Below are 23,525 nucleotides of genomic sequence, written 5' to 3' on the forward strand. Positions count from 1 at the left end.
GGAAAGAATGTCCAAACTCAGAGTATATGAATTAGCCAAGGAACTGAATATTACCAGCAAAGAACTGATTGCCATCCTGGCTGAGGAATTTGACATTGTAGTAAAAAACCACATGAGCGTGGTAGAAGATGAAGACGCAGCCCTGATCAAGGAACTGATGGGCGGCGAGGCCAAGAAAGGCGAGGCAGCGGCTGAGTCAGCTGAAGCAGCTGTTCCCCAGGCTGTTCCCGAAAAGCCCCTGAGCAAAGAGGAACAGGCCCAGGCCGATGCCAATGCCGAAGCACAGGCAAAAGTCGAGGCGGATAAGGCCAAGAGCATTGTCGAAGTCTACGAAGAAGAAATTGCGGAGCAGGTCAACAACCAGGCCAAGAAGAAGAAGCGCGGCCGCAAGAATGACCAGCAGATGGAAGACAAGGCCGTCGGCATCATCACCATGGGTGAAACCATCATGGTGAAGGAACTGGCGGACAAGCTGGGCAAGCCCTACAACGAGGTCATCAAGACCATGATCATGAACGGCGTCATGGCGGCCATCAATCAGGAAGTTGATTATGAAACCGCCTCCAAGGTCGCTGAGAAGTACAATGTCATGATCGACCGGGAAGAAAAGCCGGTTCTGGGCAATGAACTCCTCGATGAGGAAGTGTCTGACGATGCCAACCTGGTCAAGCGTCCGCCCATCGTGACGGTCATGGGTCATGTTGACCACGGCAAGACCTCACTGCTGGACGCCATCCGCTCTGCCCATGTGACGGATCAGGAAGCCGGCGGCATTACGCAGCATATCGGCGCCTATACGGTCAACGTCCAGGGTGAGAAGATTACCTTCCTCGACACCCCGGGCCATGAAGCCTTTACTCAGATGCGGGCCCGCGGTTCACAGATCACCGATATCGTCATCCTGGTAGTAGCCGGCGATGACGGCATCATGCCGCAGACCCGGGAATCCATTTCCCACTGCAAGGCAGCCGGTGTCCCCATGGTGGTTGCCATCAACAAGATGGACAAGCCGCAGTCCAACGCGGACCGGGTCAAGCAGGAGCTGACGGAATTCGGCATGATTTCCGAAGACTGGGGCGGCGACACCATCATGGTGGAAGTCTCAGCCAAGAAGCGGATGAACATCGACAAGTTGCTGGAAATGGTCGTTCTGACGGCGGAAGTCATGGAACTCAAGGCCGACCCCAAGCGTCGCGCCAAGGGAACAGTGGTGGAAGCGGAGCTGGACAAGGGCAGAGGCCCGGTGGCCACGCTGCTGGTTCAGAACGGAACGCTGTCGGTCGGGGATTCCATCCTCGTCGGCAATACCTACGGCCGGGTTCGTGCCATGTTTGACGACAAGGGCAAGAAGATCAAGTCCGCCGGTCCGTCCATTCCGGTGGAAGTACTCGGTCTGTCCGATGTTCCGCAGGCCGGTGACCGGTTCAGCGAAGTCAAGGATGAAAAGACGGCGCGGGGCATGGCTCAGGCCAGAGTCCAGAAGGATCGGGCCCACAGCCAGAGCAGCGGCCGCATGAGCCTGGAGGAACTGTATTCCCAGATTTCCGAAGGCGTAGTCAAGGAACTGCCCATCATCGTCAAGGCGGATGTGCAGGGTTCCGTGGAAGCGCTCCGGGGCTCCCTGGAAAAGCTGTCCACCGATGAGGTCAAGGTTCGCGTGATTCACGGCGGAGCCGGTGCCATCAACGAAACCGACATCATCCTGGCGGCTGCTTCCAATGCCATCGTTATGGGCTTCAATGTCCGTCCGGACAACAATGCCCAGGCACTGGCCGAAAAAGAAAAGGTCGAAATCAAGAGCTACCGCGTCATCTACAACGCCATCGACGATGTGCGGGCGGCGATGATCGGCATGCTCCAGCCGGACATCAAGGAAGTAATCCTTGGTACCGCCGAATGCCGTCAGATCTACAAGATCTCAGCCATCGGAACCATTGCCGGCGCTTATGTCACTTCAGGCAAAATGGTGCGCAATGCCCAGATCCGTCTGATCCGGGACGGCGTCATCATTTTCGAAGGTCAGCTGGCTTCCCTGAAACGGTTCAAGGACGACGTCAAGGAAGTAGCCCAGGGCTACGAATGCGGACTCTCCATAGAGCGGTTCAATGACCTCAAGGAAGGGGACATTGTCGAAGCCTTTGAAATGAAGGAAGTCAAGCGGAAGGAACTCTAACATGGCAAAACATCGTATGGATCGAATCAATGAAGAAATGAAGAAGGAACTGGCGGACATCATCCGGAACGAGATCAAGGATCCCCGGATCAGCGCCATGGTGTCGGTGACCGGCGTCCATGTGACCTCGGACCTGAAGTACGCCAAGATCTACCTTTCGATTTTCGGCAAGACGAAGGAAGAGGAGAAAGAAACCCTGGCTGCCTTAAACCGGGCCAAGGGCTTCATGCGCCGTCAGCTGTCCGCTACCATGAACTTAAGAAATACGCCGGAGCTGACGCTGATTGAAGATACCAGCATTGACTACGGCATGCACATCGACAGCATCCTGCGTGAGGTTCTGCCGGAAAAGGCAGCGCCCGCTCCGGCGATGGCGCCGATGGCAACGGATGCTGCGGACAATGAGGACTTTGAGGCGGACGATGAGGACCTGGAGGAGGATAACTCCGCCGGGGCTGACTCGGACGAGGATCTGGATCCGGAAGAAGATCTCTAGCATGATGAATCGATTTCCGGAAATCATCCGGCAAAGCAATAAAATCGGTGTGGCCTGCCACACCTTCCCGGACGGAGACGCCCTGGGATCGGTCCATGCCATGGTTCTGGCCCTGCGCCAGATCGGGCGGGAGGCCTACATCCTGACCAAGGATGTCGTGCTCGATTCCCTGGACTTTCTGCCCCTGACCGAGGAGACCAACGCGTCCGACGCGCTGGTCCGCCCCGGTACGGACCTGGTCATGGTACTGGACTGCGGCAATTTCGACCGGGTAAGCTTCGATCAGAAGACTCTGGGCCGGACGCCGATGATGATCATCGATCACCACAAGTCCAACGACCAGTTCGGGGACTACAATCATGTGGATCCGAAGGCGGCGGCCACGGGAGAGATTATTTTTGATCTGCTCGGTCAGATGAACGTAACCATCACCCGGGACATCGCCATCGCCTTGTACACGGCCATCACTACGGACACCGGCTCGTTCCGGTTTGAATGCACGACGCCGCGAACCATGGAAGTGGGGGCAAAGCTCCTGGCGGTGGGAATCCCCCATCAGGAAATTGCCCGCAAGGTGTTTGATGAGCGGCCGATGAACCGGATCCGGCTCATTGAGCGCGCCCTGGCGACCATGGAATCGCATTTCGACGGCCGGGTGGTCCTGATGTGCCTGCGGGACAAGGACTTCACGGAGCTGAACCTGCCGGACAAGGATACCGGCGATATTGTGAATTACGGCCTGGCGCCCAAGGAAGCGGAGGTCTCCATGATCCTGAAGGAGCATGAAGGCAAGATCCGGGTTTCGATCCGGACCAAGCGGAAAGTCGATGCCGGTCTCTTCGCCGAGGTGTTTCAGGGCGGCGGCCATGCCCGTGCGGCTGGCTGCACCCTGATGACGCCCTCCATGGCGGAGGCGCGGGAAATGCTGTTCCGGGAACTGGAGGCGTATCTGTACTGATGGACGGGATCTTAGTCATTGACAAGGCCGAAGGGCTGACTTCCTTTGATGTGGTGGCCAAAGTACGCCGGCTGCTGCGCGAGAAAAAGTGCGGCCACACCGGAACGCTGGATCCCATGGCCACCGGCGTTCTGCCGGTGCTGCTGGGCAGCGCGACCAAGCTGTCGCCTTACCTGATGGACACCAAAAAGGAATATCTGGCCACCATGGTCCTGGGTCAGAGCACCGATACTCTCGACCGCACCGGGCAGGTCACGGAGGAAGCGGATCTGTCCGGTCACCGGATCAGCCGGGAACAGGTGGTAGCCGCCCTGGCGGATCTCACCGGAGACATTCTGCAGGAACCGCCCATGTATTCCGCATTGAAAAAAGACGGTGTCCGGCTGTATGATCTGGCCCGGCAAGGGGTCACCCTGGAGCTGGAGAAGCGGCCCGTTACAATCTATGAACTGGAACTTACCGACTATTCCTTTCCCAGCATCAGTTTTCGGGCGGTGACCTCCAAGGGCACCTATGTCCGGAGCCTGGTTCGGGATCTGGCCAGGGCACTGGGCGTCCCCGGGACCATGACGGCGCTGCGCCGGACACTGACCGGGGGATTCCCCATCGAAGCGGCTCACCGCCTCGATGAACTGGAAGCCCTTGACAGAGAAGGAATAATTGGTAGAATAATACAGGTTGAACAACCATTATTGCATTATCCGGAACACCAGCTGGCGCAGGAATACCTGCGACTTCTCACCAACGGCGTCCGCCTGAAGGATCCCGGCGCAACCGCCGGCCTGACAGAAGGGCCGTATCGGATCAAATCAACGGAAGGCGAACTCATCGGACTGGCAGAATACAAGGACCGAGAACTGGTTCTGAGCTGGCGGGCATAGGGTGGTAGAATGATTATTTTAGATAACAACAACACGAAAAAGCTGACCGAAAAAACCTATATTGCACTGGGCAGCTTTGACGGGCTGCACAAAGGCCACATGACCCTGATCAACCGGGTCGTGGACGAAGCGCTGCTCAACGGATGCAAGAGCCTGGTGTATACCTTTGCCAATCATCCGCTGTCGGTGGCGGCACCGGAGAGGATGCCCCGTCTGATCATGGACAATGAGCAGAAGCTGCACATTTTCCGGACAGCCGGCATCGATATGGTCGCGCTCATTGACTTTACCTATGAGTACATGCAGACCAGCGCGGAAGATTTCATCAAGCTTCTCCTGGATCAGTACAATGCCCAGGGGCTGATTGTCGGCTTTAACTACAAGTACGGCCACATGAACAAGGGCGATGTCAAATTCCTGCGGGAACTGGCGCAGAAGTATGACTTTGAGCTCATTGTCATCGAGCCGGAAACCGACGAAGAGGGACTGATTTCCTCCACTCGGATTCGCAACCTGATTCTGGAAGGCAAGGTCGGTGAGGCAGCTCGCCTCCTGGTTGAACCCTTCATGATGCGCGGCGTAATTGTCGGCGGCAAGAAAAAGGGCAAAGCCCTGGGTTTCCCCACGGCCAACATGACCATTGATTCCAAGTCCGTTCTGCCCCGGGAAGGCGTCTACTACACCAACATTGAAGTAGACGGCAAGCTCTACCGCGGCATTACCTCCGTGGGCGACAACCCGACGATTTCCGCAGACAACCCGGTTACCGTTGAGACCTATATCCTGGATTTCGACCGCGACATCTACGGAGAACCGGTCAAGCTGTATTTCCTGGAATGGATGCGCGAGATGGTCAAGTACGAATCCATCGAAGAGCTGAAAGAGCAGCTGCGCCGCGACAACAACTACGCAGCCACCCGGAATATGGCGAACCTGAGACAGGAAAAATAGTCATCCAAAGGCTTCCCAGACACCGGCAGCGCCGGCATCCGGGAAACGACCTGTCACAGAGCATAAACCGGCGACAGGCTCAAGCTGGACTGCTTTGCCGGCATCAGAAAATCAGCCGGCAAAACAACCGAAAAAACATCGGAAATCACAAAAAAAACTTACCAAATGAAGCGCTCTTTTCTTGCAATGATGGAGCAAATCAGTTAATATAAAGAACGGAACCCAGTTCTGTGACAAGGGAAAGCCGTCCCGGCTCTCGGATTTGGGCGATTAAACATCCCAGGAGGAATTACTATGTTAGACAAGGCAATCAAACAGGAAATCATTGAAACTCATGCCCGCCATGAGGGAGACACCGGATCACCGGAAGTGCAGATCGCGATCCTGACCAAACGGATCAACGACCTCACCGAACACCTCAGAGAACACAAGAAAGACCACCACTCCAGAAGAGGTATGTTCATGATGATCGGTCAGAGAAGAGGACTGCTCAACTACCTGATGAAGGAAGATATCCAGAGATACCGCGACATCATCGCTAAACTGAACATCAGAAAGTAATTTTAAAAAAGAAACTGCCTTAACCGGCAGTTTTTTTAATGTTGAACAAAGACCCGATAAGGCCGGATTCGGCTTCTGTTGATGAAGGAATCTCCTTCATCACGGAGAACCACTTCAACTTGATCCTTTGATGTCTGAAGTGAAGCCTGGTGTAGCAAAACGTATCATTACCGATCCATCCGATTCCAGGATGAATCAAACATGAAGGGTATCATGCATGGAGAGAGAGCCTTCCTTTGCTTATGTTCCTGTATCATTTTATAATCAAAAAGATAGTTGACTCATGAAGGTAACTGGATCATGAAGGTAACTGGATCATGAAGTTGTTTGGATCATGAAGGTAACTGGATCATGAAGTTGTTTGGATCATGAAGGTAATTGGATCATGTAGCTGTTTGGCTCATGAAGGTAATTGGATCATGAAGCTGTTTGGATTATGAAGCTGTTCGAATGATCCAGCCATGGAATAAATCGAAGTCAGGAATATGAAACTGTCGATTCACCAGGGGAGTTGATTCGACTATGGAAATAATCTCAGGAAAATCATTCTGTATTATCAGGAATCCGAAGGAAAGCGGGGGCATTTCAGAGTAGCTGTCGTTTTGCCAGGAGTGCAGAACTTCCTGTATAATAGGTTCTGGAACGCAGCTGTGCTGAGGGTTCCAGCTGAAAATGAATAATGTTCAACGGGGAGCTTGTAGACAGGCTGAGAGGAAGATGGGATCTTCGACCCTTATACCTGAAGTGGGTAATGCCAACGTAGGAACAATTTGCGAACAATGTGAATGGGCCGAGGGCGTGCCTGTCCGCATTGTTCGTTTTTGCATTGTCGAGAAGAATTTAAGAAGTCTTGGGGGATTGTATGTTCGGAAGCTATCTGGAACGGGTAAGGGCGGTTCGTCCGCTGATTCATAATATAACCAACTATGTCACGGTCAATGATGTGGCGAATATGCTGTTGGCCGCCGGCGCGAGTCCGATCATGGCGGATGAGCCGCAGGAGGCAGCGCAGATCACGGCGCTCTGCAGCGGGCTGAACATCAACCTGGGAACACTGAATGCCCGGACCATTGAGGGCATGCTGGCGGCCGGTGTGCGGTCCAAAGAACTGGCCCATGTCACGCTGCTGGATCCAGTGGGGGCTGGGGCCAGTGACCTGCGGACTCAGACCGCGATCAATCTGATGGATGCCATTGGTTTTGACATCATTCGGGGGAACATTTCGGAAATCAAGACACTGGCGAAGGGATCAGGGACAACCCGCGGAGTGGACGCGGATCCCGGGGATGTCATCACCGAAGACAATTTGCCGGAGATGATCCACTTTGCCGGGGATTTCGCGAAACAGCGGGGCTGCATCGCCGTCATCACCGGAGCCATTGATCTGGTCAGCGACGGAGAGCGCTGTTATGTCATTCGCAACGGACATCCGCGGATGAGCCGGATTACCGGAAGCGGCTGCATGCTCTCCGGACTGATGACTGCTTTTGCGGCGGCGAATCCGGCTCATCTGCTGGAAGCCTGCGCGGCGGCGGTATGCACCATGGGCCTGGCCGGGGAAATCGGGCACAAGCGACTGCTGGCCGGTGAAGGCAACGCCACTTACCGCAGCCGGCTCATCGATGCGGTGGATCAAATGACCGGGGAAGACCTGGAACAAGGAGCAAATTATGAACTTCGATAAGACGAACTTGCTGCTGTACGCGGTAACTGACCGCAGCTGGCTGAATGGTGCGACACTCTATGATCAGGTGGAAGCAGCGCTCAAGGGCGGAACGACCTTTGTCCAGCTGCGGGAGAAGGAACTGGCGGAATCATCCTATCGCGAGGAAGCCGGACGAATCCGGGATCTGTGCCGGTCCTGGAAAGTGCCCTTTGTCATCAACGACAATGTGGAGCTGGCGGCTGAACTCGATGCCGACGGGGTCCATGTGGGTCAGTCGGATCTGGAGGCAGAAACGGCCCGAAGAATCCTGGGACCGGATAAGATCATTGGAGTATCGGTCAAAACTGTGGAGCAGGCGTTGAAAGCTCAGGCAGCCGGAGCAGCTTATCTGGGTGTGGGCGCCGTCTTTCCGACGCAGTCCAAGCGGGATGCCGATTCGATCACCCGCGATGCGCTGACGGGAATCACCCGGGCGGTTGAGATTCCGGTCGTGGCCATCGGCGGGATTCAGGAACACAACATCATGGAACTGACTGGCTGCGGCGTTGATGGCGTTGCGGTCATCAGCGCCCTCTTTGCTCAGCCCGATATCCGCCTGGCCACACAGCGGCTGAAGGCCCTGGTGGAGCAGATAGTGAAATGATCCGGGAAGTCAGAGGGCAAGTCGTCTCTTGCCGGGATTAATATGCAGGACAGGAGATGCATACTGGCTGATTAAAAGACAGATCTGGAACAATTGTGTGCATGAACTCCGGGACGGGCAGCCGGCTTATGAGTTCAGAAGGCAGGAACTCTGGCAGAGTCCGGAGCCGCTGGGGGGGAGCGCCCCAGGGCGGTGCAATGACAGCGATGGGAAGCCGTGTTCCGGCGTGAGAGGAGACCAGGGAGTCTCGACCGAACAGCAGTGAGTTTGCTGTGCCCGAAAAAAGGGCGGCGGTATCGCAGGTCCGCCTTCTGAAAAGTTCATCATAAAGGAGTCAGAATGTGAAACAACACGCATCCGTTCAAAAATTAGCGCTGGCTGGTCTGTTCAGTGCCTTAGCCGTTTCAGGCAGCCTCATTTCCTTCCCGGTTCTTGGCAGCAAGTGTGCGCCCATCCAGCATATGGTCAATATCCTCAGCGCGCTGTTGCTGGGTCCCTGGGGGGCTTTCGCCGTGGCCTTCACCTCCAGCTTTCTGCGCAATCTGCTGGGCCTGGGCAGTCTTCTGGCATTTCCTGGGAGCATGTGCGGAGCCCTGGTCTGTGGCCTGATTTATCAGAAAACAAAAAGTCTGCCGCTGACGCTTCTGGGGGAGATCCTGGGAACCGGAATTCTAGGCGGACTTCTGGCATATCCCACAGCAGTTCTGCTGATGGGCAAATCATCCGCCAACCTGGCTATAACGGTCTACATCCTGCCCTTTCTTATTTCCACGGTCGCCGGGTCCCTCCTGGCCGGCACTTTGATTTTCTCCCTGAACCGAAGCGGAGTGCTCCGTCAGCTGGGGCTTCAAGCCCGGCATTAAGATCCGGATCGTTTTATTATGCTGCTACAGTTAAAAATGCTCGTTGACTGCCTGGCAAAAGATTCAGTCACCGCATACAGAGGACTGAGCGGTGTCTTTGACCGCGTTCATATGCTTCAGAAAAGCCCTTTCCGGGCATCGTCTGCGATACCGGAAAGGGCTTTTTTGTTCTTGGCGAAAACTAAATGATGAAGTAAGGGGAGAAATCCGCCTGAAATCTATCATTGGAAGTCTCTCTTTCAATTATATTTTCTGTACCTTGGTCCAGAGCAGATCCATCGGCTGTGCGCTCTCTGCGGTGATGGTCAGCGTGATCTTGTCACAGCCGGGCGGGATGATGAACACCAGCCGCTTCTGGCCATTGTCCTCCAGGTCGGAGGTGGTTGTTTTGCTGAGCAGGTTGCCGCGGCCGTCATGGATCCTCAAGGTGAGTTTTCCAGTGGAGCCGGCGGTCTGAACCAGGGCTTCATAGCTCTCGCCATCCGCTTTTTTTCGGATCAGGCGATCCATCTCCAGCTTGAGCTGGGAGGTGCCGTCTCCGGACAGTCGGAGCGAAGCGGCCAGCTGACTGCCGTCATTTTGGAACCGGTCCGGGGTAAAGGACGATTTGGCCGAATAGGGCAGGGTCAGATCCAAATCAAGAAGCCGCAGGCGGTGCTCGGAGTGATCGGCGAACATCAGACCGGAGGGGGTTAAAATTTCCAGGGTACCGTCGGAGCGTTTCGCCTGAAGATAATCCAGCACCTTCAAAAAGTCTTCCAGGCTCAGATTCCCGGGAAGCCCGAGATTGCCGCAGTGAATCATCAGTTCCAGTCCGGTTTTGTCCTGAATCACTTCGTCAATGGAGCGGATGATTTCATCATATTGAACCCGACCGTCGCTGATGGTCAGATGGTTGGCTCCGTGATAGCGAGTGCTGGGCAGCTGGCGGATCGAACCCCAGGCATAGGCTTCGCTGAGGGCATAGGTCTGCTGAATCAGCCGCCCGGGAATTTCACTGTAGTCCTCTGGCCGGACCAGCAGTCCGTACGGCCGCTGGTTGTAATACTTGGTGACGCCGGGCAGAATAAATCCCTGGACTTTGATGTCATGGCTTTCAATTTCTTTTTTTGATCCCACTATATTTTCGACGAGTCGGTTAAAGTCTTTGTAGTCACGGTGATCTGTACCATGGGACCAGATTTCCAGACCGCCTCGATTCCAGTGTATGATGTCAGACCAGGTGCATTGTGCTCCCCAGTGAATATTCTGAAATTCGGAAATCAGAGCCATGGAAGCGGGAAGTTCACGTTTTTTCAATTCAGGGAAGACCTGGGCTCGGAACGTGTTCTGCCAGTCATCAAAGCGCAGCGCGATGACTGCCTTGTCTCCGACGCCAATTCGCTGACCTTTAGCTTCCCGGGTTTCCCGAAGCAATCGGGCCGTATTGTCCGGATTCAGCCGCAGATTGTAGCGATAGGGGACATTCTTTACGATGTCTGAGGAATGAAAGCTTGCCGGGATTTTCGAACTGGCGTCGGATACGACGCAGGAGGAAATCAGACAGAATATGAGAAATAGTAAAAATATGGATCGTAATCTGCGCATTTTTTCCCTCCTGTGAACGTACTGTCCTGTTTCTATTTAAGCATCGATGCAGTTTGGAGTAAATAGATGACCAGTGTCTGGCTGCGGCTTTTTGAGCAATCATTCGATCGGGAGAGGGATTGAAATGGAGAGGGATGTTGCCACCACCGGCTTTTATAAAGCGAAGAACCCGGACAAGTTTTTTTAACGGAGTGACTGATTCACTCCGGCAGGATTCAGTCTTCCGGCAGAATTCATTCTTCCGGCAGGATTCAGTCTTTCGGTTTGGGTTTCAGAACATAGCCAAAAAATAAGATCCGGAGGGATCGCGCCTGGGCGGTATCCCTCCGGATCAATTTGATCAGAATACGGGCTAATCGTGGAAGAACCAGTTTTCACTGTCATCGGTGCTGGTCAGTGCCGGTGTCATGGTCATCATGTCTTTGTCGTCATTGAATTCAATTTTGATGAGTCGCTCGACCGAACTGCTGGTAACCTTTATGGTATCTTTCCCGATTACATCATAGTCGTAGGTTGCGATCTTGGAATTTAGAAATGCGTAAGAGGAATTGAAGTTATATTCGATCTCGTCCTCGGAGAAGTCCAGTTCCAGCTGGAAGGTAGTCGTATCGCTTGTCTCGATGCGGCTCCAGTCTTTGAGCAGGAGTTTTTTCAGTTCGGCTTTTCCCTGGTTCTGCCAGAGGAGAAAGCCAACGACCAGTGCCAGTACGACGCCAATCACCGGAAGATATTTTTTAAAGGGGACAGCGGACCATGATTGAACCGGCTGGATCGGTCCGGGAGCCTCAGAGCTTGATACCACCAGAGGTCCGTCGCCGGCCAAGGGGGAATCCGATGCCTGTATGACCGTGCCGTGAGGTTCAGCCTGACCTGGGGTGGTTTTATGACCGCAGGTGGGACAGAAATTGCTTTGTTCAGGAATGGTGCTGCCGCATTTGGTACAATTCATAATATTTCTCCTTCAGTTTGATTTTTTAGGCTGAAAGTGCGTCTGGTTATGTTCTGAGGGTTAATTATAATCCAGAATAGAAACGGAAGCCTTGTCGATACGTTTATTGAGGGGAACCGACATTGTGAAGGTCTTGGTTTCTCCCGGAGCAAGTCCCTCGCTGCCCACAGCGTAAGTCCAGTCGGTATCCAGGACATCCCCGGCGAGTGACTGGAAGGACGCTTTGACCTCCACAAATGAATACGTCTTGGAGCCATTGTTTTTAATCGTGCCTTGGTATTGCGTGAACACAGTGTTGTGGGTCACGAAGCCGTAAATGCTCAAAGCGGTATAGGCACTTTCATAAGCACTGTCCTTGGAAGTCGGGGAGGTCAGCTCATAGGAGGCGAGCTTGCCTCGGGTATATTCATTTTTGCCTTCGATCAGACGATTGTCTTTCAGTACAAGTTCGGTAGCCCCCCTTTTCACTTCCCCTTGTTTCGGTTTATAGGTGACGTTGTAGTCGATGGGCACACCAACTCCGAGGCTCCATTTCGCTTTGTCATCGGATGTAAACTCAATGGAGACTACAGATCCGTACTCCGTCTTATAGCTCCAGAAACCCTCGAGGTAGGTTTTCATTTCTTCCACGGTGGTAAAAGTTTGCCTGCCCTTCATTTCCTGGAAGTGATTGAAGAAGTAGGCTCCCATGAGAAATGCCACCACTGTTGCAGCGATCAGAAGGTTTCGTTTTTTTGCTTTTGCTGAGGCGAGTCGCTCTGCTTCTGCCTGTTCATTGGCTTTGCGGACCTGATCCTGCCGCATTTTTTCCAATCCCTGCGTTAGCTGAGGTTCCGAGTAATGAAACATCTGTCGATCCCTGGTGGACCCGCAGGCCATGCACTGATCCATAGCTTTGGGATTGAGCTGGGAGCAGCTGCAGAGCCAGTCGTCGCCCAGATCAAGAGGCAGGTTATGAGCTTTCGGATGCTGGATCCGGAGGTAATTCAACAGTTCCAAATCTGCTGGATTGACGGGATCGAGAACCGGAACGGCGGCCTCCTGAAGAAAGGGTCCCTGGTAAGGGAGAATCTGGCCGTCAGAGAGGCTGACGGCTTCTTCGCCCAGAACAAGTTTTCGGATATCAGGATGGGGCAGATTGATGGGGCGGCCGACGTAGGGAGTCTGCGGCGGAACGTTCAGGTCCTGGAGCAGAATCTGGAAGGATTCCCGGCCGCCGCCGAACTGAATCGGCTCATCGAATGAGTTGAAAGCCCTGGCTCTGAGTTTGAGTCCGGTGATGGTACCATAATTCAAATTAGTAAATGAGACACTCACCTGAGGCTGGCCGTTCACGACCTGAACGGGGCCCTCCAGATTGCCAATGTGGGCGTTGAAGTCGAACGTTTTCCTGACTTCTTTCATAGATACCTCCCCAAGCTGTAATTTGTAATTATTATACTATAATGTTTAGACGCTTCAGAGTAAATTTCGATTATTTACTGATTTTGCAATATTTTTTTTATCTCCAATTATTTTAATTATTTCGATGAGTGCACCGGCTTTGATAGAATCTTTGACCATAGGGATAGGAACCATAGGGATAGGAACCATAGGGATAGGAACCATAGGATTCTCAAGCGGAGAATGTGGGGGAAATTGGTTCACTGTAATATACTGAATGAATTGCGGTATGGGAATCTAACAAGAGAGTGTGGTCTGTTGGGGATTGAAATTATCTTCTGATTCAGGCCTGCAGGGTGAAAAATTCGGGACAAAGCGGGGGTGAATTTGATATAATGTAAGAATCAAAACTATGCCCGAGAGGAGCTGGTTGTGTATCTAATTATAATTCAGACGGCATCCCGCCGATCGGGCAGAGGTGGCGCCTGAACTATAATTAAGTATGCAGCGGGCTTTTAGCGAGGCAGGAATGAAAAGGAGAATATATGAAACCTATTTTAAAGACTGAAGTCGCCGGCCGTTCCATGGGCATTGAACTGGGCAATATCGGATTCTTATCGGATTGCGCGCTGTTCATGAGCTATGGCGAAACGGTGATTCTGACGAATGTCAACATGAGTGAATCACCGCGCGACGGGATTGATTTCTTCCCGCTGTCGGTAGACTATGAAGAACGTCTGTATGCTGTCGGCAAGATTCCCGGAGGATTTATCAAGCGGGAAGGTCGTCCCACGGAAAATGCCATCCTGGCCGGCCGTGCGACGGACCGTCCGCTACGCCCCTTGTTCCCCAAGGGACTGCGCAATGACGTTCAGGTCGTCAACACGGTAGTATCCGTTGAACCGGACAACCTGCCGGAAATTCTGGCGATCAACGCCGCTTCCACTGCCCTTTATATTTCCTCGATTCCGTTCACTACGCCGGTGGCCGCAGTTTCAGTCGGCCTGATTGAAGGCAACTTTGTCTGCAACCCGACGTCCAAGGAACGCGAGGTTTCCACGCTGGATCTGACCGTTGTCGCAACGAACAAGCGCGTCATGATGATCGAGGCCGGAGCCCAGGAAATTGACGAAGACACCATGATCCGCGGGATTGCCTATGGCTTTGACAAGTGTCAGCCCATCCTGGAAATGCAGGAAGAGGCCCGCCGTCTGTATGGCAAGGAAAAGAAAGTGGTTGAAATGCACAAGATCGATGCCGAGACCGAGCGCCAGGTGCGTGAGTTTGCCGGTGATCTGATCCGTCAGGTCTATTCCAAGGCCATCAAGACCGAGCGCAACGCTGAAATGGATCTGGCCAAGGAAAAAATCGCGGAGCACTTCAAGGAAGTATTCGGCGATGACTTCGCCTCCAAGAAGAGCGATATTGCCGAAGTAGTCTACCAGATGCAGAAAGAACTCGTCCGGGATCTGGCCATCAATGAGCATCGCCGGGTTGACGGCCGCGCCTTTGATGAGATCCGCGAGCTGAAGTCCGATGTTGCCATTCTGCCCCGTACCCATGGATCAGGTCTGTTCTCCAGAGGTCAGACTCAGGTCATGACTGTGGCAACGTTAGGATCCATCGGTGAAATCCAGAAGCTTGACGGAATTTCCGAAGAGGAATTCAAGCGCTACATCCACCACTACAATTTCCCCAGCTATTCTGTCGGTGAAACCCGTCCCATGCGTGGACCGGGCCGCCGCGAGATTGGTCACGGAGCCCTGGCGGAGCGCGCCTTAGAGCCGCTGATTCCGTCCGAGGAAGAATTCCCGTACACCATCCGGCTGGTTTCCGAAGTTCTCTCCAGCAATGGTTCCACTTCCCAGGGAGCGGTTTGTGCTTCCACTCTGGCTCTGATGGATGCCGGTGTTCCCCTAAAGCGTCCCTGCGCGGGAATTGCCATGGGTCTGTTCACCACGGATGATCTGGCCCGGGAAGAAGTAGTTACCGACATCCAGGGCGTTGAAGATTTCTTCGGCGACATGGACTTCAAGGTAGCCGGAACCGAAAAGGGAATTACCTCCATCCAGGTTGACACTAAGATTGCCGGTCTGTCCGAATATGTCATCAAGACGGCCATCACGGATGCCCGGGCTGCCCGGATGAAGATCCTCGATGTGATGAAGGGCGCCATCGCCGAATCCAGAAAGGATGTTTCTCTGTACGCTCCGAAGATCCTCACCATGAAGATCAATCCGGACAAGATCCGCGATGTCATCGGATCCGGCGGAAAGGTCATCAATAAGATCATCGCCGACACCGGGGTTAAGATCGATATCAACGATGACGGCTCCGTCTTCATCGCCGGTGCCGATATTGATATGGCACGCAAGGCCTACAGCATCATCGACGGCATTACCCGCGATGTTGAGCCGGGCGAAGTCTATCTGGGCAAGGTTACCCGCCTGATGAACTTTGGTGCTTTCGTCGAGATCCTCCCGAACAAGGAAGGTCTGGTCCACATCTCCAAGCTGGATAAAAAACGCGTGGAAAAAGTGGAAGACGTGGTCAGCGTAGGCGACGAGATTCTGGTCAAGGTGCTTGAGATCGATTCCCAGGGCCGGATCAACCTCTCGCGCAAGGATGCCATCCTTGATGCCGACAAGAAAGAACAGGGCGAAGCAACGGATGCGGCAGCACCTGCCCATTCCTAATTCGAACTTGGGCGGACATTCTGATCACAATATGAAATAAAATGTTCCGGCTACGATAAAAGAATCAGAACTGACAATACAGACGGGCACCCCTGTGGTGCCCGTTTTGTGACATAAATGTCAGGCAAAACTGTGGCAGCCACGGGAAACGGCCTGTTTTGGCGTTTTTTTTAATTTTCCTTTAAGGGTACATCCTGTAAATTAGACACAGGAACAATCCTCATTCGAATGCAGAGCAAAAAATACAACCCCGATGAAGCGGGTGACATTGAAGGAGCAACGAACATGAAACAAGGCAAACTGAAACACAAATGGCTGCTGGGCCTTCTGGCAGTGGTTCTGGCAGGAGCCGGATTCTTCTACTGGAATCAGCAGGCGGCGATCGCCCGGGATAAGATTACCTACCGGACTTATACCTTGAGCGAGCGGGAACCCCTGATGCTCAAAGGGACAGCGGAAGTAACCGAATCCACCTCCGTGTTCATCGACCCATCCAAAGGGGAAGTGAAGGACCTCCTCGTGACCTCCGGACAGCGGGTGAAAGCCGGTGATCCATTGTTCTCCTATGATAACGAAATGGCTCAGAACAGCCTGGAAGACGCCCAGCGGGCAGTGGACAAGGCCGAGGACGCACTGAAGACAGCCAAAGCTGATCTGGCCGAGGCCAAAGATGATCAGGCTGCTGATAAATCCAGCCTGATCAAAGCGGAGGCCAATCTGGACAAAGCCAAGAGCCGGCTGAGAAACGCCCAGAAGGATCTGGAAGAAGCTCAGGCCGATCGGGACAAGGATCGGATCGAAGATCTCAATGATACGATCTACGAGCAGAACGAAAAAGTTCAGGAATACTCCCAGGATGTTTCTCGGCTGACCGCCAAGAAGGATTCGTGGCCCGGCCAGATCACCGCCCTGGAGAAATCGGTCAAGCAGACAGAGACTGCACTGGATGATGCAAAAATCATGCTGGATCGGGCCGAGTCCAACCAGACCAACAGCGAAGCCGCATCCTTTGACGGAGTGGTTCTGGTCCATGAAGAGAACAAGACCAATCCTCAGGGATCCTTAGTGGACATTTTGTCGGAACAGACGAAAATCAATGCCATGGTGACCGAATATGACTACTTCCGGCTGGCGCTGAACCAGGACGTCTTTGTTCACGTAATTGCTACGGATGAGCGGATCCCGGGCAAGATTGTGGAACTCAACCCGATCCCGGAAAACCTGAAGCTGAGCGGGGCGGTGGACAGCAGCGTCAACTACGCCTTTGGCGTGATTCCGGAGCGCAGAATCCAGCCCGGATACTCCGTGGAAGTGGAAGTTGCCCTCAATGAGATCGTCGTCCCCACCAGTGCCATTGTGAAGGACAAGGATCAGTCATTCCTCTGGGTGGTAACCGAGGGCAAAGTCGCCCGAAAGCCCGTCAAGCTGGAGCAGCGGGGCAACTACTGGGTTCTGAGCGAAGGCCTTGCAAAAAACAGCGTGATCGTAGTGGATCCCAACGCAGACCTGACGGAAGGCTTGCAGATACAGGTCGAAGCAAAATGATCAAGCTGAATAATATCAATAAATACTACACCATGGGCGAGGAAACCCTTCATGTACTGAAGGATTTCTCTCTGGAGATCGGCTCCGGAGAGTTCGTCGCCATCATGGGACCCTCCGGATCGGGAAAATCAACGCTGATCAACCTGCTGGGCTTCATCGATTCCAAATATTCCGGGGAGTATCTGTATGAGGGAGAGGTCCTGGATATCCGCAACGACAACCGGCTCTCCCAGGTTCGCAACGAGATGGTAGGCTTCGTGTTTCAGAACTTTTCGCTGATTGAGACGGATACAGTCCTGGAAAACGTTGAACTGCCGCTGCTCTACAAGGGACTGTCCAAGCGTCAGGCTCGGCCCATCGTCATGGAGTACCTGGAAAAAGTCGGCATTGCCGAGAAATGGGACAAGCTGCCCAAACAGCTCTCCGGCGGCCAGCAGCAGCGCGTGGCCATTGCCCGGGCGCTGATCAACCAGCCCAAGTTCATCATTGCGGATGAGCCCACCGGCGCCCTGGATTTCCATACCTCCACTGAAATCATGAATCTGTTCCGCGATGTCAATCAGAAGGAACAGGTCACGATTATCCTGGTCACTCATGATGACAATATGGCTCATTACGCCAATCGCATCATTCGCATTTTTGACGGACGCATTGTCTCCGAGGAGGAACACCAACATGAGATTCATTGAGATTCTGCTATCCTCCGTGAAGGCACTGGTGAAGAACAAGCGGCGGACCATCCTGACCATGCTGGGCATCATCATCGGCATCGCTTCGGTCATCACCATCATCGCCTTGGGCAAGGGCTTCCAGAATTCTGTTGTTCAGAACCTGACCCAGTCCGAATCCAGCGATGTGGTCATCAACATTCTCTTCCAGCCCAGAACCCGGGATCTGTCCAATTCCTCCCGCTCGTTTTACGACATGGCGGACCTGGAAATGGCCCGTGCCATTGAAGGCGTGGAGAAGGCCGAGATCGGAGAACTGGAGCGAGGCTTCACCTCGATCAATGCCACGACCAATAAGAATGAACTCAAAGACAAGAGCATCGCGCTGATGCTGAATACAGATGCCCCAAAAGAGACGATCCTGACCGGCCGGACCCTGAACCAGGCTGATGTGGACGCCACATCCCGGGTGGTGCTGATTTCCAAAGCGACGGGTCAGGATCTGTTCGGGGATGTGGAATCCTATCTGGGCCGCAGCGTGGAGATTCAGGGGATCCTGCACCGCATCGTCGGGGTCTATGAAGGACAGCCCAGAACTGCGGTGAATATGAATGCCAACCGGTTTGACATCTACATGCCAAAAACCACTTATGAGCAGTATTATGCCCCGAAGAACTCCGGCAACAATCTGATGCTGACCATCCGGGAAGGCTTTGTGCCCAAGGATGTGGCGGATCAGGTTATGGAAGCGCTGGAAGTGCGCGGCTCCATGAAATCAGAAGGCACCTACATGGTATTCGATATGGCGCTCATGATGGAAGGCATCGGCAACATCCTCACCATGATTACTTACTTCATCTCCGCCATCGCCGGAATCTCCCTGCTCATCGCGGGAGTCGGCGTCATGAACATGATGTATATTTCCGTATCCGAACGAACCAAGGAAATTGGTATCCGGCGCGCGCTGGGTGCGACCAAATCCTCCGTCCGCAACCAGTTCCTCCTGGAAGGCCTGACCATCACCCTGATCGGGGGAGCCATGGGCCTGCTGGTCGGAATTCTGATCTCGCGCATTGCCTCCCAGTTCCTGCCCTTTACTGCTGTGGTCGATACCTTCTCGGTCCTGCTCACAGTAATCATCTCCAGTTCCATCGGCCTCTTCTTCTCGGTTATGCCAGCCAACTCGGCCGCTCAGAAGGATCTGATCGATATCCTGAGATAAGAGGAATCACAGAAAGACAATGAACAGAATATGGAATAAAACGTTCCGTCTGGGGAATCATCCCACAGGCGGAACGTTTTGCTATACTTCATAGTTTTTATTGAGTCAGAGGCAGAAATCCCAGGAAGATCCATTCATGGCAGTGGATCGGGATCATCCCTCATAAAAGCGAAGCGACACCCGGATTCAGAAATCAAACGACAATAGGTTCATCAATTATAAATCGGAAACACGTTGTTAAAAATCTTAAAGTCTAGTATTATGAAGTTATTAATGGAAATAAAAACGATAACACGTGGTTAGGGAGGGAAATATGCTGATTGATTTCTCAGTTAAAAATTATAAGTGCTTCAAAGACTGGAATACCCTATCGATGGAAACAGGAGAAAGGTTAAGAAAATTTGCGGCCTCCAACACATTGACTTCCAGAACGGGTAAGCTGTTGAAAAATGTCATCCTGTTTGGACCGAATGGTTCGGGGAAAACGAATTTCATGCAGGCCATCTATTCATTGTTCCGGTTGATTAAGTCGCCTACATCGGATTTAAGCGAGGAGCTGCCCTACGTTCCGAATGCCCTTTGCGCTGGTTGTCCGGAAGATCCGACATCCTATCGAATCACCTTTGAAATGAAGGGAGTAATCTATTGCTATGAACTGGAGCATGACCGGAATCAAATTCTGTTTGAGAAACTAACGTATTGGAAGAATCAAACGGAAGTAGTTCATTTTGAACGAAATTCTGACCAAAACCAGTTTGATGTTCCGGAGAGCCTGAAAGACATGACCAAAAGAACTCGGGCCAATCGGTTGTTCTTGTCCGTGGCTCAGGACCTGAATGATTTTCATTCATCAAATGTCATGAGCTGGTTCAATGATGTGCTATTATTTTATAATGTTCTGCCGAAACAGCAGCGTTTTGGCTTGCTCAGCGACCCGATGATGAAAGAAAAAATGTTGAAATTCCTCAATTATTGCGGAATTGATGTTGTTGATCTGGTTGTAAGGACAAGAGAAATCAACACGGATGAAACTTTCAGGAAAGCCATGCAGCTTCTCATTCCGAACGAATCGAGTCTTCTTAGGGAAAGTATCGAGATGGAAGAATTGTTCATTCTTTACAACCGTTATCATCAAAGTGGTGAGGTTGCAGGAACAGCGGAAATCCCTTTCGAAAACGAGTCTTCCGGCACCCGAAAGTTGATTATGATAGGATTCATGCTGATCAGCCAAGAGCATCCCAGGGTCATGCTGATGGATGAGTTTGACATTGCGCTTCACCTGGAACTTTCCAAAGCATTGGTCAAAGTCATCAACTCACCGGAAAATAAGAACCAAATGATCATGAGCAGTCATACTCTGGAGTTAATGGATTGTGATCTTCGGGTGGACCAGATTTATCTGATGGAGAAAGATTTCAAGGGTTCCTCCAGTGTGTATTCACTATTTGACTTTGAGGATCTCCCGTCTGTGGCAAGATCCGATATTAAATTTGCCAAAAGATATATCAATGGACAGTTCGGTGCGATGCCGACGATCGAGTCGGATGAAATCTCAAAGGTGCTTTTCGGGGGTGTGGATGAGTAGGAAACAGCTGAACCCCCGAAAGTTAAAGAAGAAGATCGTAATCTTCTGTGAAGGGGAGACTGAAAAAAACTATTTTACCATGTTGAGAAGCAAATATCGTTCTGCTCACATTTCGGTGGAAGGAGCGGGTATCGATATTCAAGTGGGGGAAGGACAGGCTGTAAAACTGGTGGAGCATGCAAAAAGTACATTAGAACGAGACGGAAGGTACAAAGGAATTGGAGTTCCCTCGGTGTATGTGGTCTTTGATAAAGACGATGTGACTGATTCTGAAATAACCAAGGCATTTCGTCTGGCGGAAGGGTATGGATACAAGGTGATGTTCTCCAATGAATGCTTTGAATATTGGATCCTGCTTCATTTTGAAGAAACGAATCATCCACTAAGCCGGAAGCGCTTGAATCAGCGATTATCAAAACATTTTCTGGTGGACCATTACGACAGGTACAAAGCGGATGCAGACAAATTAGGAAAAATTCTCAAGAACCGGATAGGATATGCCATGTCAAATCCAGTGAATGAGAAAATGACTGATCCGAATCAAAATCCTTATACAAATGCCAAAGCAGTCATCACGGAGTTGTTTCAAAGGACGGAATTCTAGTGTCCTGAAGCTGTCGAGTGCGAAAGTAACTGAAACAAAGCAGAGCGGTTTATTCATATGAAAAGAAGATGACATCGAACTTGATAGCTCGATGTCATCTTCTTTATCTGTGATGGCTGGGACGATCAGAATGCTCAGATTAAGGGGGCACTTGAGCCTCTGTATTCTTCAGTCCGGTGCAGATCCTGGTGTGATCTCATCCAGGGATCCCATCAGGGACATCACTTATTCTTGGCGGCGATCATGCCGGCTACGCGGCCGAAGGTCAGGGACATCTGGATGGAGGTGCCGCTGGCGGGATATTCCAGGTTATAGAAGCTGCCGTTGGCGACTTCACCGGCGGCATAGAGTCCCGGGATGGGTTTGCCGTCGGCTGTCAGAACCTGGCAGTCCAGATTGGTCCGAATGCCGGACATGGTGCCGAGAATTGTCGGTTCGACTTTCAGGGCATAATAAGCGGGTTTGTCGATGGGTTTCATGTCCTTGACGACCTTGCCGAATTCTTTGTCTTCGCCGGAGGCCAGCATCTTGTTATAGGCATCCACCGTGGTTTTCAGGCCGGCGGGATCGATGCCGGCAGCTTTCGCCAGATCTTCGAGGGTGTCAGCCTTGAAGGCGGAGCCTTTTTCAACGGCCTTGTCCAGCGTTTCGACATAGGTATTGCCGTCAAAGATCAGATAACTGATCTGATCGGGCTGCTGGATCAGGGCTTCATAGAAAATCGGGTAGTCAATGGTTTCGTTGACGAAGCGTTTGCCGTCTTTATTCACATACAGATAGGGCATCCACATCAGCAGGCAGATTTCCGTCACGTAGGCCGGTTCGCCAATCACTCGACGGAATCCGATGACGCTGCCGTTGCCGATGACGTCGGCTCCTGCTTTCTTAGCCATGGTCAGGCCATCGCCGGTGTTGCCGGCACTGGCAAAGCTGAAGTCCCCTTCGGCCCGGCTGGCATATTCCTTGATCAGGGCCGGATTGTGATCGAATCCGCCGGTGGTGAGCACCACGGCCTTGGCGTTAAACTGCAATTCCTGGCCAGTTTTGGTTTTTGCCTTGACTCCGGTAATTTTTCCATCCGTCTGAATCAGATCCGTCGCCGGAGTATCCAGGAAGAGTTCCACGCCGCTGGATTTTGCTTTGGCTTCCAGTGGCTGGATGATGCCGGCTCCGCGGTTGGGGGTGGATACGCCGCGGGCAATGGGGCTGGTTCCGGTGGGATAGGGCTCTCCCAGCTGGACGCCCTGTTCCACCAGCCAGTCGATGGTGCCGCCGGAATTTTCGGCGACAAACTGCAGGAATTCCTTGTCGTTCTTACCCTGGCCGCGTTCACTCCAATAGTCCACCAGATCATCGACGGAGTCTTTGACGCCGGCTTTCTGATGAATCTTGGAGCCTGTGCCGTAGACGATGCCGCCGGACAGGATCGTGCTGCCGCCTGCCATACTTTGCTTCTCCAGCAGAGCTACGGAGGCACCGGCGGCTTTGGCTTCAATGGCGGCAGCCAGTCCGGCTGCTCCGGCTCCAACTACTACGACGTCAAAGGTCTTGATTTGTGCAGAAGTAGCGGGCGGCTGCGTGGCAGGCGCTGTGGTGGCCAGAAGCTGAGTAGCGGGAGTGGTGGTGGATGCCTGGGTTGATCCGGCAGTAGTGGTCGGTGTGGTCGGTGTGCATCCGGCCAGCAGGCCGCTGATCAGCAGCAGACTGACAAGCAGTGAAGAGATTCTTCTTGGTGGTCTCATTGATATTTCTCCCCTTTCACTAGTTTGCAGATTGAAGTCATCAAGTACAGCTGTTGGGTCGAAGGGAGTTCCAGATGGGCCGGAGTGAGGGTTATGAACGGTCAGTGCCGGCAATGGGTCCAAGGCAGTCAGTACGGCAGAAGAAACGATACAGGATGGCCAATGAGCGACCCGGACAAAGGTGAATAAACATGCAGACAAGTTTTCAGAGTGAGAACGGATCTGCCTGGCTCGTCTGAAAAAAGTGTTCAGGCCACGGGGACAGATTGTGTATAAATTAACTATAGTCGCATACTTATAATTAAATTATAACGCTCCGGGAAATCGCATACAATCATTTTTAGGGGAGCTT

The 23,525-nt window shown here is 52.6% G+C and carries 19 protein-coding genes, 1 pseudogene and 1 riboswitch; of the genes and pseudogenes, 15 read left to right on the forward strand and 5 right to left on the reverse strand.

What is annotated here, in order from left to right; genetic code table 11:
• Nucleotides 1-7 precede the first annotated feature (7 nt).
• The 9 genes and pseudogenes from infB to thiW all read left to right on the forward strand — a co-directional run bounded on the left by infB (nucleotide 8) and on the right by thiW (nucleotide 9,192).
• Nucleotides 8-2,173, forward strand: a complete 2,166-nt coding sequence (gene infB, locus NQU17_04055; GenBank protein ID UUM12743.1) for a translation initiation factor IF-2 — start codon at nucleotides 8-10, stop codon at nucleotides 2,171-2,173.
• 1 nt (nucleotide 2,174) lies between these two features.
• A pseudogene (rbfA, locus tag NQU17_04060) lies at nucleotides 2,175-2,504 on the forward strand (30S ribosome-binding factor RbfA).
• Nucleotides 2,505-2,670: 166 nt separating this feature from the next.
• Complete coding sequence (locus NQU17_04065) at nucleotides 2,671-3,627, forward strand: bifunctional oligoribonuclease/PAP phosphatase NrnA (protein ID UUM12744.1); 957 nt, start codon at nucleotides 2,671-2,673, stop codon at nucleotides 3,625-3,627.
• Nucleotides 3,627-4,508, forward strand: coding sequence for a tRNA pseudouridine(55) synthase TruB (truB, locus tag NQU17_04070; GenBank protein ID UUM12745.1), 882 nt, complete (start codon nucleotides 3,627-3,629; stop codon nucleotides 4,506-4,508). The genes NQU17_04065 and truB overlap by 1 nt, the downstream gene beginning before the upstream one ends.
• Nucleotides 4,509-4,517: 9 nt before the next feature.
• The gene (locus NQU17_04075; GenBank protein ID UUM12746.1) at nucleotides 4,518-5,459 is read left to right on the forward strand and encodes a bifunctional riboflavin kinase/FAD synthetase; all 942 of its coding nucleotides are present in this window, start codon (nucleotides 4,518-4,520) and stop codon (nucleotides 5,457-5,459) included.
• Nucleotides 5,460-5,753: 294 nt separating this feature from the next.
• Nucleotides 5,754-6,020: a 30S ribosomal protein S15 gene (gene rpsO / locus NQU17_04080; protein UUM12747.1), complete on the forward strand. Its 267-nt coding sequence runs from the start codon at nucleotides 5,754-5,756 to the stop codon at nucleotides 6,018-6,020.
• A gap of 677 nt (nucleotides 6,021-6,697) precedes the next feature.
• Nucleotides 6,698-6,805: riboswitch (TPP riboswitch) on the forward strand.
• A gap of 77 nt (nucleotides 6,806-6,882) precedes the next feature.
• The gene (gene thiM / locus NQU17_04085; protein ID UUM12748.1) at nucleotides 6,883-7,704 is read left to right on the forward strand and encodes a hydroxyethylthiazole kinase; all 822 of its coding nucleotides are present in this window, start codon (nucleotides 6,883-6,885) and stop codon (nucleotides 7,702-7,704) included.
• The gene (thiE, locus tag NQU17_04090; GenBank protein UUM12749.1) at nucleotides 7,691-8,329 is read left to right on the forward strand and encodes a thiamine phosphate synthase; all 639 of its coding nucleotides are present in this window, start codon (nucleotides 7,691-7,693) and stop codon (nucleotides 8,327-8,329) included. Before thiM ends, thiE begins: the two co-directional genes overlap by 14 nt.
• Nucleotides 8,330-8,670: 341 nt before the next feature.
• Nucleotides 8,671-9,192 (forward strand): energy coupling factor transporter S component ThiW, encoded by a 522-nt coding sequence (thiW, locus tag NQU17_04095; GenBank protein ID UUM12750.1) that lies wholly within the window; start codon nucleotides 8,671-8,673, stop codon nucleotides 9,190-9,192.
• Between the two features lie 243 nt (nucleotides 9,193-9,435).
• Here thiW and NQU17_04100 read toward each other — a convergent pair whose 3' ends face one another.
• The 4 genes from NQU17_04100 to NQU17_04115 all read right to left on the reverse strand — a co-directional run bounded on the left by NQU17_04100 (nucleotide 9,436) and on the right by NQU17_04115 (nucleotide 13,321).
• Complete coding sequence (locus tag NQU17_04100; GenBank protein UUM12751.1) at nucleotides 9,436-10,779, reverse strand: polysaccharide deacetylase family protein; 1,344 nt, start codon at nucleotides 10,777-10,779, stop codon at nucleotides 9,436-9,438.
• Nucleotides 10,780-11,131: 352 nt separating this feature from the next.
• Nucleotides 11,132-11,728, reverse strand: coding sequence for a hypothetical protein (locus NQU17_04105; GenBank protein UUM12752.1), 597 nt, complete (start codon nucleotides 11,726-11,728; stop codon nucleotides 11,132-11,134).
• 60 nt (nucleotides 11,729-11,788) lie between these two features.
• Nucleotides 11,789-13,132 carry an FxLYD domain-containing protein gene (locus NQU17_04110; GenBank protein ID UUM12753.1) on the reverse strand — a complete coding sequence of 448 codons (1,344 nt, stop codon included), beginning with the start codon at nucleotides 13,130-13,132 and terminating at the stop codon, nucleotides 11,789-11,791.
• A gap of 54 nt (nucleotides 13,133-13,186) precedes the next feature.
• On the reverse strand, nucleotides 13,187-13,321 hold the full coding sequence (locus tag NQU17_04115; GenBank protein ID UUM12754.1) for a hypothetical protein: 135 nt from the start codon (nucleotides 13,319-13,321) through the stop codon (nucleotides 13,187-13,189).
• A gap of 335 nt (nucleotides 13,322-13,656) precedes the next feature.
• Between NQU17_04115 and NQU17_04120 the strand changes: the two genes are divergently transcribed.
• The 6 genes from NQU17_04120 to NQU17_04145 all read left to right on the forward strand — a co-directional run bounded on the left by NQU17_04120 (nucleotide 13,657) and on the right by NQU17_04145 (nucleotide 21,431).
• On the forward strand, nucleotides 13,657-15,807 hold the full coding sequence (locus NQU17_04120) for a polyribonucleotide nucleotidyltransferase (protein UUM12755.1): 2,151 nt from the start codon (nucleotides 13,657-13,659) through the stop codon (nucleotides 15,805-15,807).
• 285 nt (nucleotides 15,808-16,092) lie between these two features.
• Complete coding sequence (locus NQU17_04125) at nucleotides 16,093-17,352, forward strand: biotin/lipoyl-binding protein (protein ID UUM12756.1); 1,260 nt, start codon at nucleotides 16,093-16,095, stop codon at nucleotides 17,350-17,352.
• Nucleotides 17,349-18,041 (forward strand): ABC transporter ATP-binding protein, encoded by a 693-nt coding sequence (locus NQU17_04130; protein UUM12757.1) that lies wholly within the window; start codon nucleotides 17,349-17,351, stop codon nucleotides 18,039-18,041. Before NQU17_04125 ends, NQU17_04130 begins: the two co-directional genes overlap by 4 nt.
• Entirely contained in the window at nucleotides 18,028-19,242 is a 1,215-nt protein-coding gene (locus NQU17_04135) for an ABC transporter permease (GenBank protein ID UUM12758.1), read from the forward strand. The genes NQU17_04130 and NQU17_04135 overlap by 14 nt, the downstream gene beginning before the upstream one ends.
• A gap of 313 nt (nucleotides 19,243-19,555) precedes the next feature.
• Nucleotides 19,556-20,827, forward strand: a complete 1,272-nt coding sequence (locus tag NQU17_04140; protein UUM12759.1) for an ATP-binding protein — start codon at nucleotides 19,556-19,558, stop codon at nucleotides 20,825-20,827.
• On the forward strand, nucleotides 20,820-21,431 hold the full coding sequence (locus tag NQU17_04145) for an RloB family protein (protein ID UUM12760.1): 612 nt from the start codon (nucleotides 20,820-20,822) through the stop codon (nucleotides 21,429-21,431). Before NQU17_04140 ends, NQU17_04145 begins: the two co-directional genes overlap by 8 nt.
• A 221-nt stretch (nucleotides 21,432-21,652) precedes the next feature.
• Here NQU17_04145 and NQU17_04150 read toward each other — a convergent pair whose 3' ends face one another.
• A complete protein-coding gene (locus NQU17_04150) occupies nucleotides 21,653-23,173 on the reverse strand; it encodes a flavocytochrome c (GenBank protein UUM12761.1) in 1,521 nt (506 codons plus the stop codon).
• Between the last annotated feature and the right edge of the window lie 352 nt (nucleotides 23,174-23,525).

It is taken from the genome of Clostridiaceae bacterium HFYG-1003 (assembly GCA_024579835.1).
Classification (GTDB): Bacteria; Bacillota; Clostridia; order Clostridiales; family Clostridiaceae; genus JG1575.

What these genes read in the sequence shown, in the direction of transcription:
- infB (UUM12743.1), top strand. Translation starts at nt 8, where the DNA reads ATGTCCAAACTCAGAGTATATGAATTAGCCAAGGAACTGAATATTACC.
- NQU17_04065 (UUM12744.1), top strand. Translation starts at nt 2,671, where the DNA reads ATGATGAATCGATTTCCGGAAATCATCCGGCAAAGCAATAAAATCGGT.
- truB (UUM12745.1), top strand. Translation starts at nt 3,627, where the DNA reads ATGGACGGGATCTTAGTCATTGACAAGGCCGAAGGGCTGACTTCCTTT.
- NQU17_04075 (UUM12746.1), top strand. Translation starts at nt 4,518, where the DNA reads ATGATTATTTTAGATAACAACAACACGAAAAAGCTGACCGAAAAAACC.
- rpsO (UUM12747.1), top strand. Translation starts at nt 5,754, where the DNA reads ATGTTAGACAAGGCAATCAAACAGGAAATCATTGAAACTCATGCCCGC.
- thiM (UUM12748.1), top strand. Translation starts at nt 6,883, where the DNA reads ATGTTCGGAAGCTATCTGGAACGGGTAAGGGCGGTTCGTCCGCTGATT.
- thiE (UUM12749.1), top strand. Translation starts at nt 7,691, where the DNA reads ATGAACTTCGATAAGACGAACTTGCTGCTGTACGCGGTAACTGACCGC.
- NQU17_04100 (UUM12751.1), bottom strand. Translation starts at nt 10,779, where the DNA reads ATGCGCAGATTACGATCCATATTTTTACTATTTCTCATATTCTGTCTG.
- NQU17_04105 (UUM12752.1), bottom strand. Translation starts at nt 11,728, where the DNA reads ATGAATTGTACCAAATGCGGCAGCACCATTCCTGAACAAAGCAATTTC.
- NQU17_04110 (UUM12753.1), bottom strand. Translation starts at nt 13,132, where the DNA reads ATGAAAGAAGTCAGGAAAACGTTCGACTTCAACGCCCACATTGGCAAT.
- NQU17_04115 (UUM12754.1), bottom strand. Translation starts at nt 13,321, where the DNA reads ATGGTTCCTATCCCTATGGTTCCTATCCCTATGGTCAAAGATTCTATC.
- NQU17_04120 (UUM12755.1), top strand. Translation starts at nt 13,657, where the DNA reads ATGAAACCTATTTTAAAGACTGAAGTCGCCGGCCGTTCCATGGGCATT.
- NQU17_04125 (UUM12756.1), top strand. Translation starts at nt 16,093, where the DNA reads ATGAAACAAGGCAAACTGAAACACAAATGGCTGCTGGGCCTTCTGGCA.
- NQU17_04130 (UUM12757.1), top strand. Translation starts at nt 17,349, where the DNA reads ATGATCAAGCTGAATAATATCAATAAATACTACACCATGGGCGAGGAA.
- NQU17_04135 (UUM12758.1), top strand. Translation starts at nt 18,028, where the DNA reads ATGAGATTCATTGAGATTCTGCTATCCTCCGTGAAGGCACTGGTGAAG.
- NQU17_04140 (UUM12759.1), top strand. Translation starts at nt 19,556, where the DNA reads ATGCTGATTGATTTCTCAGTTAAAAATTATAAGTGCTTCAAAGACTGG.
- NQU17_04145 (UUM12760.1), top strand. Translation starts at nt 20,820, where the DNA reads ATGAGTAGGAAACAGCTGAACCCCCGAAAGTTAAAGAAGAAGATCGTA.
- NQU17_04150 (UUM12761.1), bottom strand. Translation starts at nt 23,173, where the DNA reads ATGAGACCACCAAGAAGAATCTCTTCACTGCTTGTCAGTCTGCTGCTG.